Source organism: Limobrevibacterium gyesilva, from assembly GCF_025989185.1.
Classification (GTDB): domain Bacteria; phylum Pseudomonadota; class Alphaproteobacteria; order Acetobacterales; family Acetobacteraceae; genus Limobrevibacterium; species Limobrevibacterium gyesilva.
Window position 1 is genome coordinate 1 of the sequence record NZ_JAPDNT010000058.1, and the last position, 11,235, is coordinate 11,235.

General features: G+C 70.8%; 14 protein-coding genes. 9 read left to right on the forward strand and 5 right to left on the reverse strand.

The genetic code is table 11. The features are described from left to right. Positions 1–45 precede the first annotated feature (45 nt). The 4 genes from OL599_RS25270 to OL599_RS25285 form a co-directional block, all read right to left on the reverse strand. Positions 46–954 (reverse strand): polyprenyl synthetase family protein, encoded by a 909-nt coding sequence (locus OL599_RS25270; protein WP_264716829.1) that lies wholly within the window; start codon positions 952–954, stop codon positions 46–48. A gap of 8 nt (positions 955–962) precedes the next feature. Next, positions 963–1,253 carry an exodeoxyribonuclease VII small subunit gene (locus tag OL599_RS25275; protein WP_264716831.1) on the reverse strand — a complete coding sequence of 97 codons (291 nt, stop codon included), beginning with the start codon at positions 1,251–1,253 and terminating at the stop codon, positions 963–965. A 95-nt stretch (positions 1,254–1,348) separates the two neighbouring features. Then, positions 1,349–2,281 carry a histone deacetylase family protein gene (locus OL599_RS25280; protein ID WP_264716833.1) on the reverse strand — a complete coding sequence of 311 codons (933 nt, stop codon included), beginning with the start codon at positions 2,279–2,281 and terminating at the stop codon, positions 1,349–1,351. A gap of 11 nt (positions 2,282–2,292) precedes the next feature. Continuing rightward, entirely contained in the window at positions 2,293–2,523 is a 231-nt protein-coding gene (locus OL599_RS25285) for a sulfurtransferase TusA family protein (protein ID WP_264716835.1), read from the reverse strand. Between the two features lie 78 nt (positions 2,524–2,601). Between OL599_RS25285 and OL599_RS25290 the strand changes: the two genes are divergently transcribed. Both OL599_RS25290 and OL599_RS25295 read left to right on the forward strand, forming a co-directional pair. After that, positions 2,602–3,516 carry an ROK family protein gene (locus tag OL599_RS25290; RefSeq protein ID WP_264716836.1) on the forward strand — a complete coding sequence of 305 codons (915 nt, stop codon included), beginning with the start codon at positions 2,602–2,604 and terminating at the stop codon, positions 3,514–3,516. After that, a complete protein-coding gene (locus OL599_RS25295) occupies positions 3,495–4,763 on the forward strand; it encodes a DNA polymerase IV (protein ID WP_456306726.1) in 1,269 nt (422 codons plus the stop codon). Before OL599_RS25290 ends, OL599_RS25295 begins: the two co-directional genes overlap by 22 nt. A gap of 56 nt (positions 4,764–4,819) precedes the next feature. Here OL599_RS25295 and OL599_RS25300 read toward each other — a convergent pair whose 3' ends face one another. Further along, a complete protein-coding gene (locus tag OL599_RS25300; RefSeq protein ID WP_264716837.1) occupies positions 4,820–5,149 on the reverse strand; it encodes a TIGR02300 family protein in 330 nt (109 codons plus the stop codon). A 132-nt stretch (positions 5,150–5,281) separates the two neighbouring features. Here OL599_RS25300 and aroA point away from each other — a divergent pair, with 132 nt between their 5' ends. From aroA to OL599_RS25335, 7 genes are all read left to right on the forward strand, one after another. Then, entirely contained in the window at positions 5,282–6,628 is a 1,347-nt protein-coding gene (aroA, locus tag OL599_RS25305; RefSeq protein WP_264716838.1) for a 3-phosphoshikimate 1-carboxyvinyltransferase, read from the forward strand. Continuing rightward, on the forward strand, positions 6,625–7,278 hold the full coding sequence (cmk, locus tag OL599_RS25310) for a (d)CMP kinase (protein ID WP_264716839.1): 654 nt from the start codon (positions 6,625–6,627) through the stop codon (positions 7,276–7,278). The genes aroA and cmk overlap by 4 nt, the downstream gene beginning before the upstream one ends. A gap of 253 nt (positions 7,279–7,531) precedes the next feature. Beyond that, positions 7,532–9,250 (forward strand): 30S ribosomal protein S1, encoded by a 1,719-nt coding sequence (gene rpsA, locus OL599_RS25315; protein WP_264716840.1) that lies wholly within the window; start codon positions 7,532–7,534, stop codon positions 9,248–9,250. Between the two features lie 37 nt (positions 9,251–9,287). After that, entirely contained in the window at positions 9,288–10,217 is a 930-nt protein-coding gene (sppA, locus tag OL599_RS25320) for a signal peptide peptidase SppA (protein WP_264716841.1), read from the forward strand. A gap of 24 nt (positions 10,218–10,241) precedes the next feature. Continuing rightward, entirely contained in the window at positions 10,242–10,553 is a 312-nt protein-coding gene (locus tag OL599_RS25325) for an integration host factor subunit beta (RefSeq protein ID WP_264716842.1), read from the forward strand. A 1-nt stretch (position 10,554) separates the two neighbouring features. Then, a complete protein-coding gene (locus OL599_RS25330) occupies positions 10,555–10,893 on the forward strand; it encodes a LapA family protein (RefSeq protein WP_264716843.1) in 339 nt (112 codons plus the stop codon). Further along, positions 10,890–11,235: orotidine 5'-phosphate decarboxylase / HUMPS family protein (locus OL599_RS25335; RefSeq protein WP_264716844.1), on the forward strand; the 346-nt coding region annotated here is incomplete at its 3' end. The genes OL599_RS25330 and OL599_RS25335, both read left to right, overlap by 4 nt.

Sequence of the window (11,235 nt, forward strand, 5' to 3'; positions counted from 1 at the left end):
GATGGGTGCGTTCATTTGGATGACCCCAAGGGACACATCGGGCGCCTAGCTGCGCCGGGATACCACATAGGCGACCAGCTGCCGCAGCAGCGCCGCCGACTCACCAAAACTCTCCACATGCCCGGCCGCCTGCTCCGCCAGCATCGCCGCCTGCCTCCGCGCCCGCTCCACGCCCAGCACCGACACCAGCGTCGCCTTGCCGGCGGCGGCGTCCTTGCCGGCGGTCTTGCCGGTCTCCTCGGTCGTGCCCACCGCATCCAGCAGGTCGTCGGCGATCTGGAACGCCGCCCCGAGGTCGCGCCCATAGGCGGCCAGAAGATGGCGCTGATGCGCCGGCGCCCGGCCCAGGATCGCCCCGGCCTCCGCGCTATATTGGATCAGCCGGCCGGTTTTCAGCGCCTGCAGCCGGGCGATCTCGTCGGCCGTCAACTCGCGTCCCTCGGCCAGCATGTCGATCATCTGGCCGCCGCACATGCCGCGCGCGCCGGCGGCATGTGCGAGTGCGGCCACCAGCTCGCAGCGCGCCTCCGGGTTGGAGTGGGTATCCGGCTCGGCCAGCACCTCGAAGGCGCGGGTCTGCAGCGCGTCCCCGGCCAGGATCGCGGTGGCCTCGTCGAACGCCTTGTGGGTGCTGGGCTTGCCCCGGCGCAGGTCGTCGTCGTCCATCGCCGGCAGGTCGTCATGCACCAGCGAATAGGCGTGCAGCATCTCCACCGACGCCGCCACCCGCGCGGCGCAGCCCGGGTCCACCCCGAACAGCCCGGCGCTCTGCATCACCAGGAACGCCCGCAGCCGCTTGCCGCCGCCCAGCGTGGCGTAGCGCATCGCCGCCAGCAGCCGCGCTTCCCCGCCCTCCGGCGCCGGCAGCAGCACCTCCAGCGCCGACTCGACCTCGGCTGCGATCCGCGCCATCGCGGAGGAGAGGGATTCAGAGGCGGCGAGATCCGGGGACATGCGGCTGCTCATTCGGACGGCCGCAGCGACAATGCGCCGTCGGCGGCGGCGACGATCGCCTGCACTCGCTGTTCCGCCTCGGCCAGCTTCGCTTCGCAGTGCTGGCGCAGCTTCGCCCCGCGCTCATAGGCGGTGATGGCGTCCTCCAGCTTCTGCTGGCCGCCTTCCAGGCTGCGGACGATCTTTTCCAGCTCGGCGAGCGCGTCCTCGAAGGACAGCGACGCCACGTCCGGCTCGGCCGGCGGCTTCTGGCCAGGGTCTTTTGTAACCGAAGATGTCGATGAGCGGGCGCCAGACATGCGCTGCAACCTCCGTATCCTGTATCTGTAACGCCAAGCGGCGGTCGATAGCGGCTTGGAAGCGGCGCGCCAACCCTGAAAACGCACGCACTGTGTCAAGCTTGCAACAGGGTGCGCACATGCAAGGCGGCCGACGCCGCCAGGGCGTCGAGGTCGTATCCGCCCTCGAGCACCGAAACCAGCCGTCCTTTGCAACGAGTTTCAGCCAATTCCAACAGTTTGCGCGTGATCCAGCCGAAATCGGCGGTGTCCAGGCGAAGCTGGGCCAGCGGATCGGCCTTATGGGCGTCGAATCCGGCCGAGACGATCAGCAGCTCCGGCGCGAATCGATCGAGCGCCGGCAGGATCTTTTCCTCCCACGCCGTGCGGAACACGGCTCCGGTGGAACCCGGGGGCAGGGCGGCGTTGACGATATTGTCCGCCACCCCCCGATCCGCCTCGGCGCCGGTGCCGGGATAGCAGGGGTACTGGTGGCTCGATCCGTAGAACAGCGTCGGGTCCCCGGCGAAGATGGCCTGGGTGCCGTTGCCGTGATGCACGTCGAAATCGACCACGGCGACGCGGCCCAGCCCCCAGCGCGCCTGGGCGTGGCGGGCGGCGACGGCGGCGTTGGAGAACAGGCAGAAGCCCATCGGCCGGCTGCGTTCGGCATGGTGGCCGGGCGGGCGCGTGGCGACGAAGGCCGCGCGGGCCCAGCCCTCCATCACCGCGTCCACCCCCAGCACCGCCCCGCCGGCCGCGCGCAACGCCGCCTCGCGCGACCCGGCGCTCATCAGCGTGTCGGCATCCAGCGGCACGTGCTCGCCCGGTTCGGGGCGGATATCCAGGATCGCGTGGACGTACTCGGCCGGATGCACGCGGGTGAGCTGCTCCACCGTCGCCTCGGGAGCGTGCTCGCGGATCAGCGGCAGGAATTCCTCGCCCTCCAGCGCCCGCAGCACATAGCGCAGACGGTCGGCGCATTCCGGGTGCCAGGGGCCGGTATCGTGCTCCAGGCAGGCCGGATGGGTGATCAGGGCCACGGACACGGCGGTTCCCCCTATCCTTCCTTCTTGCGGATCAGGAAGCTGAACACGCCGCCATCCTCGCTGAAGGCGAGCAGGGCGTGGCCGGTCTCGCGGCAGAAGGCCTGGAAGTCGGCGACGGCGGCACGGTCCGTCGCCAGCACGCGCAGGCGCTCGCCGGCGGCGAGCGAGCGCAGCGCCCGGTTGGCCCGCAGCACGGGCAGCGGGCAGTTCATGCCCTTCACATCCAGCAGCGTTTCGCTCATGGCATAATCCTGTTCCCCGCCATCCTGTTCCCTGTCGCACCGCTTGAGCAAGCGGCCGCCGACCGGCAGATTGATCGCATGCAGCAAGTATACGACTTCCGCATCGGCATCGACCTGGGCGGCACCAAGACCGAGATCGCAGCGCTGACCCGAGACGGCATGGTGGTCGGTCGCCGCCGCGTGCCGACGCCGCCGGGCTACGATGCCAGCGTGGGCGGGATGGCCGACCTGGTGCGCCAGCTCGAACAGGAGATGGGTGGGACGGGCAGCGTCGGCATCGGCATCCCCGGCGTGATCAGTCCGGCGACGGGCCTGGTGAAGAACGCCAACACCATCGCCCTGAACGGCCACCCCTTCGACCGCGACATCGCCGCCGCCCTGGGGCGCGAGGTGCGGGTCGAGAACGACGCCAACTGCTTTGCGCTGAGCGAGGCGGCCGACGGCGCCGCGGCAGGGCAGTCCATCGTGTTCGGCGTGATCATCGGCACCGGCTGCGGCGGCGGCATCGTGTTCGACGGCAAGCTGCTGCGCGGCCGCCACCATATCGCCGGCGAATGGGGCCACACGCCGCTGCCCTGGCCGGCGCCTGAGGAGCTGCCGGGCAGGATATGCTGGTGCGGCCACCGCAACTGCCTGGAGACGCTGATCGCCGGCCCGGGGCTCGCGATGGACACCGACGGGCCGGGCGCGCGCGACGCCACCCACATTCCCGCCCGGGCCGCCGCCGGCGATGCGCGGGCCCAGGCGGCGCTGGCCCGCCATGCCGACCGGATGGCGCGCGGGCTGGCCGTGATCGTCAACCTGATCGACCCGCATGTGATCGTGCTGGGCGGCGGCCTGTCCAACATGGAGCATCTCTACACCGAGTTGCCCCGGCTGATGGCGCCACACGTCTTTTCCGATTTCGTGCACACTCCGGTGGTGAAGAACAAGCACGGCGACTCGTCGGGGGTGCGGGGGGCGGCCTGGCTGTGGCCGCCGCCGCCCGGCTGATGGCCGCACTCTGCCGCGATTGCGGTGCGGACCCGGGCGAGGGCCCGGTCTGCCCTGCCTGCGGCAGCCGCCGGATCGTCCGGCACGCGGAGCTGTTCACACTGCATATCGCCCATGTGGACTGCGATGCGTTCTACGCCAGCGTCGAGAAGCGCGACCGGCCGGAGCTTGCGGCCCGGCCGGTGATCGTGGGCGGCGGGGTGCGCGGGGTGGTGACGGCGGCGTGCTATGTCGCGCGCATCTACGGTGTGCGCAGCGCCATGCCGATGTTCAAGGCGCTGCAGGCCTGCCCCGACGCGGTGGTGATCCGCCCGGATTTCAGCAAATACGTCGAGGCGTCGCACCAGGTCCGCGCGCTGATGGGCCGGCTGACGCCGCTGGTGCAGCCGCTGTCGATCGACGAGGCGGTGCTGGACCTGGCCGGCACCGCGGCGCTGCATGGCGCCCCGCCGGCCGTCGTGCTGGCCCGCTTCGCCCGCGAAGTGGAGGCGCAGGTGGGCGTCACCGTATCGATCGGGCTGGCGCGCAACCGGCTGATGGCGAAGATCGCGGCCGGGCGCGACAAGCCGCGCGGCTTCTGCGTGATCGGGGCCGAGGCGCGCGAAATCCTGGCCCCCGAGCCGGTGCGGCTGCTGCCGGGTGTCGGGCCGAAGCTGGCGAACAGGCTGCAGGCGCAGGGGATCACCAGGCTCGCCCACCTGCAGGGGCTGGACGAGCGCGAAGCGCGCCGCCGGCTGGGCGACGACGGGCCCGCTCTGGTGCGCCGCGCCCGCGGCGAGGACGACCGGCGGGTGAACCCGGAGCGGGAGACCAAGTCGATCAGCGCCGAGACCACGTTCGACGTGGACCTCTCTCGCGCCGAGGAGCTGGAGCGGCCGCTCTGGCGGCTGGCGGAGAAGCTGGCGGGGCGGCTGAAGAAAGAGGATTTCTGCGCCGGCGGCGTGGTGCTGAAGCTGAAGACCAGCGCCTTCGCCATCCGCACGCGCGCCCAGCGCCTCGCCAGCCCGACGCGGCTGCCCGACCTGCTGTTCGAGGCGGCACGCGGCCTGCTGGCGCGCGAGACGGACGGGACCGCCTATCGGCTGATCGGCATCGGCGCCGCGCCGCTGCTGCCCGGCCATCTGGCCGACCAGCCGGATCTTGCCGATCCCGAGGCGCCGCGCCGGGTGGCGGCGCAGGCGGCGATCGACGCGCTGCGGTCGAAGTTCGGGGCGGCGGTCATTGGCAAGGGCCGGGGGCTGAAATAACGAAGGCCAGGGGTTCTCACCCCTGGCCCCCGGCAAAGACGCAGCCTGCGCCTTGCTTATCTCTCTTCTTCGCCGCTCTCGGTCTCGACTTCCACCATCGCGTCGGCGCCGTCTTCGAGGTCGGAGGTGTCTTCCAGCACATCCTCCTCGACCTCTTCCTCGGTCACCTCGACCTCGACGTCGGCGTCTTCGAGTCCGGGGACGGGGGCGGCCTTGGCGCGGCGCTTCTCGTCGGCGACGTTGCCGGCGGCGCGGCGCATGCGCGGCTGCTCGGCCGGCTGCTCGGTGCCGCATTTCGGGCACAGGGCCGGCTGCTTGGCCAGATCGTAGAACCGTGCTCCGCAGGAGACACAGACGCGTTTGGTGCCGAGTTCGGGCTTCGCCATCGATCGCCTCGCGAGGGGTAGGCCGCCCTGGATCCAGGTATTGGCCGGAGGGCGCGCCCCATGCCACCGCCGCGCCCACATGTCAAACCCTGCGTGGTCAATGGCGGAATCCCGTGCTAAGCGGCCCGCATCATGCAGACCCACGATATCAAGCCGCTCATCGCCGCACGGCCGGCCTCGCCCCTCAACGGAACGCTGCGGATGCCCGGCGACAAGTCGATCAGTCACCGTGCTTTGATGTTCGGCGCGCTCGCCGTCGGCGAGACGCGCATCAGCGGCCTGCTGGAAGGCGAGGACGTGCTGCGCACCGCGGCGGCGATGCGCGTGCTGGGGGCCGAGGTGGTGCAGGACGCGCCCGGCGCCTGGCGCGTGTCCGGCCGCGGCGTGGGCGGGCTGACCGAGCCCGCGGACGTGCTGGACATGGGCAATTCCGGCACCGCCGCGCGGCTGCTGGCGGGCATCCTGGCGAGCCATCCTTTCTTCAGCGTGATGACCGGCGACGCCAGCCTGCGGCGGCGGCCGATGCGCCGGGTCACCGATCCGCTCGCCATGTGCGGCGCGCGGTTCCTGACGCGCGAGGGCGGAAGGCTGCCGCTGGCGATCGAAGGCGCGCGGGACGCGTTGCCGCTGGAATACCGCGTGCCGGTGCCGTCGGCGCAGGTGAAGTCGGCGCTGCTGCTGTGCGGGCTCAATGCGCCGGGGATCACCCGCATCGAGGAGCCGGAGGCCACCCGCGACCACAGCGAGAACATGCTGCGCCATTTCGGCGCCGCGGTGACGGTGGAGGAGGCCGGCCGCGTGCGCGTGATCTCGCTGCAGGGCCAGCCGCATCTGCGGGCGGCCGATGTGGCGGTGCCGGGCGACCCGTCCTCGGCCGCGTTCCCGGTCGTGGCCGCGCTGCTGGTGCCGGGCTCACGCCTGCGCATCGAGGGGCTGGGCCTCAATCCGCTGCGCTGCGGGCTGTTCACGACGCTGCGGGAGATGGGCGCCGACCTGACCGTGGAGAACGAGCGGATGGAGGGCGGCGAGCCGGTGGGCGACCTGGTGGTGCGGCACGGCCCGCTGCGCGGGGTGGAGGTACCGTGGGATCGTGCGCCGAGCATGATCGACGAATACCCGGTGCTGGCGGTGGCGGCGGCCTGCGCCAGCGGCACCACGCGCATGCTCGGCCTGAAGGAGCTGCGGGTGAAGGAGAGCGACCGCCTGGCCGCCACGGCGGCGCTGCTGACCGAGAACGGCGTGAAGGCGGAGATCGTCGGCGACGACCTGGTGGTGCATGGCAGCGGCAAGCCGCCGGCCGGAGGGGCGGTGGTAAAGACCTATATGGACCACCGCCTGGCGATGAGCGCGCTGGTGCTCGGCCTGGCGACCGAGACGCCGGTGGGCGTGGACGATGCCAGCTTCATCGACACCAGCTTCCCCGGCTTCGTCGCGCTGATGAACGGGTTGATCGCGGCACCGGCGTTGCGCGCGGCATGACCGGCGTGCGCGCGGCCCCGCTCATCATCGCCATCGACGGTCCGGCCGCGGCCGGGAAGGGCACGCTGGCGCGCCGGCTGGCCGCCCATTTCGGGCTGCCTTTCCTCGATACCGGGCTGCTGTACCGGGCCGTGGGGCGGCGGGTGCTGGACGCGGGCGGGGACCCTGGGGATGCCGCGGTGGCCGAGGCGGCGGCGCGGGCGTTGCGCGCGGAGGATCTCGATCGCACCGACCTGCGCGGCCCGCAGGCGGACGAGGCGGCCAGCCGGGTGGCGGCCATCCCCGGCGTGCGGGCGGCGCTGCTGGACTTCCAGCGCGGCTTCGGCACGGCGCACGGCGCGGTTCTCGATGGCCGCGACATCGGCACGGTGATCTTCCCGCAGGCGCCGGCCAAATTGTTCGTGACCGCGAGCGTGGAGGCGCGCGGACGGCGGCGCTGGCTGGAACTGCAGGCCAAGGGCGTGCCTGCCGACCTGGCCACGGTGACCGAGGACGTGCGGACGCGCGACGCGCTGGACCAGGCCCGCGCGGCGGCGCCGCTGAAGCCGGCGGCGGATGCCATCGAACTGGACACGACGGCGCTGGATGCCGATGCGGTGTTCGCCAAGGCACTGGAATTGCTGCAAGCGAAGCTGGCCCAGCCCGCCTGATCGGTGCGGGTTAGCGACAGTTTGCCTTGACTCCGGCGCAACTGCGCTTATCTGTCTCCCCCACGAACAGCCATGAGGGCTGTCCGCCCGATCGGTCGGGGACGCTTTCCCCGCTCTCGGACATTATCATCAACTCGGCCTGCGCAGCCCTGCGCGGGCAAGTCGTGCGCCCATGGACGCGCGCAATTGTTGCGACGAAGCGGGCCTTGCCAGCAAGCCTGTCCTCCGCCGCCCCAAGGACGAAACCAACCCTATGGCATCAAGCGCCACGGCGACCCTTAACCGGGAAGAAGACTTCGCCTCCCTCCTCGACGAGACCCTCGGCCGCGACAGCGGCTTCGACGGATCCGTCGTTACTGGCCGGGTGATCCGGCTCACCGACGAATTCGCGATCGTCGATGTCGGACTGAAAAGCGAAGGCCGTGTCGCGCTGAAGGAATTCGGCCCGCCCGGCGCCACGCCGGAGGTGAAGCCCGGCGACCATATCGAACTGTATGTCGAGCGCTACGAAGACCGTGACGGCTCCATCGTGCTGTCGCGCGAGAAGGCGCGGCGCGAGGAAGCCTGGACCAACCTGGAGAAGGCGTTCGAGGCCAACCAGCGCGTGAACGGCACCATCTACGGGCGCGTGAAGGGCGGCTTCACCGTCGATCTCGGCGGCGCCGTGGCGTTCCTGCCCGGCAGCCAGGTGGACATCCGCCCGGTGCGCGACGTCGGCCCGCTGATGGGCCAGCCGCAGCCGTTCCAGATCCTGAAGATGGACCGCGCGCGCGGCAACATCGTCGTCTCCCGCCGGGCCGTGCTGGAAGAGACCCGCGCCGAGCAGCGCAGCGAGCTGATCCAGGGCCTGAAGGAAGGCATGATCCTCGACGGCGTGGTGAAGAACATCACCGACTACGGCGCCTTCGTGGACCTGGGCGGCGTCGACGGCCTGCTGCACGTCACCGACATCGCTTGGCGCCGCATCAACCACCCCAGCGAGGCCCTGCAGATCGGCCAGCAGGTGAAGGTGCAGGTCATCCGCTTCAACAGCGAGACCCAGCGCATCAGCCTCGGCATGAAGCAGCTCGAGGCCGATCCGTGGGAGGGTGTGGCGGCGAAGTATCCGCCGGGCGCCAAGTTCTCCGGCCGCGTCACCAACATCACCGACTACGGCGCCTTCGTGGAGCTGGAGCCGGGGGTCGAGGGCCTGGTGCACGTCTCCGAGATGTCGTGGACGAAGAAGAACGTCCATCCGGGCAAGATCGTCGCGACCAGCCAGGAGGTCGAGGTGATGGTGCTGGACGTCGACAGCTCCAAGCGCCGCATCTCGCTGGGCCTGAAGCAGGTGCAGCGCAACCCGTGGGAGCAGTTCGTCGACGAGCATCCGATCGGCTCGGTGGTCGAGGGCGAGATCCGCAACATGACCGAGTTCGGCCTGTTCATCGGCCTGACCGCGGACATCGACGGCATGGTGCACATGTCCGACCTGTCCTGGGACGAGCCGGGCGAGCTGGCCATGGCGAAGTACGAGAAGGGCCAGGTGGTCAAGGCGAAGGTGCTCGACGTCGATATCGACAAAGAGCGCATCAGCCTGGGCATCAAGCAGCTGGCCGACGACCCGGCCGCGAGCGTGCTGGACCGCGTCCACAAGGGCGACATCGTCACCTGCGTGGTGACCGCGGTGCAGTCCAACGGCATCGAGGTGAAGGTCGACGACGTGCTGACCGGCTTCATCCGCCGGGCCGAGCTGGCGCGCGACAAGTCCGACCAGCGCCCCGACCGCTTCGCCGTGGGCGAGAAGGTCGATGCGAAGATCGTCGCCGTCGACCGCGCCTCGCGCAAGCTGTCGCTCACCATCAAGGGCAAGGAGATGGAAGAGGACAAGCAGGCGATCGCCGAGTTCGGCACCTCCGACAGCGGCGCGTCGCTGGGCGACATCCTGGGGGCGGCCATCCGCCGTCGGAACCAGCAGGCCCAGTCCGAGAGCTGATCGGACGGGGCGCTGATGCAGTAAGGGTCTTCGCGCGATGAGCCTGGAGACGGACCTGCTGATGGACAGGCGGCGCCTCAAGCGCCGCCTGTTGTTTTGGCGTGTGCTGGCGGTGCTGGCCGTGGCCGCCTGCGCCCTGGCGCTGTTCGGCCGCAACGCCGTGCCGATCGCGCGTGACCATGTGGCGCGGCTGAGCGTCACCGGCGTGATCACCGAGCAGCGCAAGCTGACCGAGGCGGTGACCGCGCTGGGCGACGACAGCAGCGCCAAGGCGCTGATTGTCTCGATCGACAGCCCGGGCGGCTCGGTGGCCGGCGGCGAGGCGCTGCACGACGCCATCGCCAAGGTGGCGAAGAAGAAGCCGGTGGTCGCCGTGATGGGCGGCACCGCCGCCTCGGCCGGCTACATGATCGCGCTGCCCGCGGCGCGCATCTACGCGCGCGAGGCGACGCTGACGGGATCGATCGGCGTGCTGCTGCCGACCGGCGAGATCTCCGGTCTGCTGCGCATGCTGGGCATCACCGACGAGACCATCAAGTCCGGCCCGCTGAAGGACGAGCCCAGCTTTACCCGGCCGATGACCGAGCAGGGCCGTGCGGTGCTGCAGGAGCTGGTCATGGACATGTACGACCAGTTCGTCACCATGGTCGCCGATGGCCGGCAGATGGACCTCGCCCGGGTGCGCGAGCTGGCCGATGGCCGGGCCTATACCGGCCGACAGGCGATGAAGCTGGGCCTGGTCGACGCCATCGGCGGCGAGGCCGAGGCGCGGTCGTGGCTGGCGCGCGCCAAAGGCGTGCCGGAAGCGCTGCCGGTGCGCGATGTCAGGATCGGCGGGCTGCGTCAGCGGCTACTGGGCGACAGCGCCGAGGGGCTTCTGAGCACATTCCTGAAAACTGTTCTGTCTCAAGGACTTAGGCTTGACGGCGCGTGGGCTGTCTGGCAGCCTTCGATATCCCGCGATTGAGTGCGGGGGCGGGGGAGATGGGTCATGACCAAGTCTGAGCTGATCGCAGAGTTGTCGGCCGCGAATCCGCATCTGCTGAGCCGCGACGTGGAGCTGATCGTCGCGACCATTTTCAACGAGATCACCGCGGCCTTGTCGCGCGGCGAGCGGGTGGAACTGCGCGGATTCGGCGCCTTCACCGTGAAGAAGCGCGATGCCCGCACCGGGCGCAACCCGCGCACCGGCGAGGCGGTTCCGGTGGACGAGAAGGCGGTGCCGTTCTTCAAGGCCGGCAAGGAGCTGCGCGAGCGGGTGAACAAGGGCAAGGCCGCGCGCGGCGAGGTCGTCGCGGCCTGACATGCGGGTGCTGATCGCCGCTCCGTTGCTGCTGCTGCTGGTGCTGTTCGCACTGTCGAATCCGCAGATCGTCCATATCGGCCTGTGGCCCACGGATTTCGCGCTGGAGGCGCCGCTGTCGCTGACTGTGCTGATGGCGATGGGGGTGGCGTTCCTGCTGGGCGGGCTGATGCTGTGGGTCAGCGCCATCGGCGCCCGCCGCCGCGCCCGCCGGGCGGAATACGCGGCCCGCCTGCTGGAGGCGCAGGTGCAGGAGCTGAAGGCGCGGCTGGACCGGCCGTTGCGTCCCGGCATGGCGACTCCGGACATGGCCGGCCCCGCTTTGCCGCCGCCGTCATGAGCCGCCGCACCGGGCTGATCGCCGCATTGGACACCACCGACCCGGCGCAGGCGCGGCGCTGGGCCGACGCCGCCGGCGCGCATTGCGGCATGATCAAGCTGGGCCTGGAGTTCTTCCTGGCCAATGGCGCCGATGGGGTGCGGGCGCTGGGCGGCCGCCCGGTGTTCCTCGACCTGAAGCTGCACGACATCCCCAACACCGTGGCCGGCGCCGTGCGGGCCATCCTGCCGCTGGCCCCGCGCCTGCTGACGCTGCACGCCGCCGGCGGCGCCGCCATGGTCGCCGCCGCCCGGCAGGCGGCCGAGGCCGCCGGGGCGGCGCGCCCGAAGCTGCTGGCGGTGA

Bases quoted from the DNA above. Each gene is read 5' to 3' on its own strand.
- OL599_RS25270 (WP_264716829.1), bottom strand. From the start codon at position 954: ATGTCCCCGGATCTCGCCGCCTCTGAATCCCTCTCCTCCGCGATGGCG.
- OL599_RS25275 (WP_264716831.1), bottom strand. From the start codon at position 1,253: ATGTCTGGCGCCCGCTCATCGACATCTTCGGTTACAAAAGACCCTGGC.
- OL599_RS25285 (WP_264716835.1), bottom strand. From the start codon at position 2,523: ATGAGCGAAACGCTGCTGGATGTGAAGGGCATGAACTGCCCGCTGCCC.
- OL599_RS25290 (WP_264716836.1), top strand. From the start codon at position 2,602: ATGCAGCAAGTATACGACTTCCGCATCGGCATCGACCTGGGCGGCACC.
- OL599_RS25300 (WP_264716837.1), bottom strand. From the start codon at position 5,149: ATGGCGAAGCCCGAACTCGGCACCAAACGCGTCTGTGTCTCCTGCGGA.
- aroA (WP_264716838.1), top strand. From the start codon at position 5,282: ATGCAGACCCACGATATCAAGCCGCTCATCGCCGCACGGCCGGCCTCG.
- cmk (WP_264716839.1), top strand. From the start codon at position 6,625: ATGACCGGCGTGCGCGCGGCCCCGCTCATCATCGCCATCGACGGTCCG.
- rpsA (WP_264716840.1), top strand. From the start codon at position 7,532: ATGGCATCAAGCGCCACGGCGACCCTTAACCGGGAAGAAGACTTCGCC.
- sppA (WP_264716841.1), top strand. From the start codon at position 9,288: ATGAGCCTGGAGACGGACCTGCTGATGGACAGGCGGCGCCTCAAGCGC.
- OL599_RS25325 (WP_264716842.1), top strand. From the start codon at position 10,242: ATGACCAAGTCTGAGCTGATCGCAGAGTTGTCGGCCGCGAATCCGCAT.
- OL599_RS25330 (WP_264716843.1), top strand. From the start codon at position 10,555: ATGCGGGTGCTGATCGCCGCTCCGTTGCTGCTGCTGCTGGTGCTGTTC.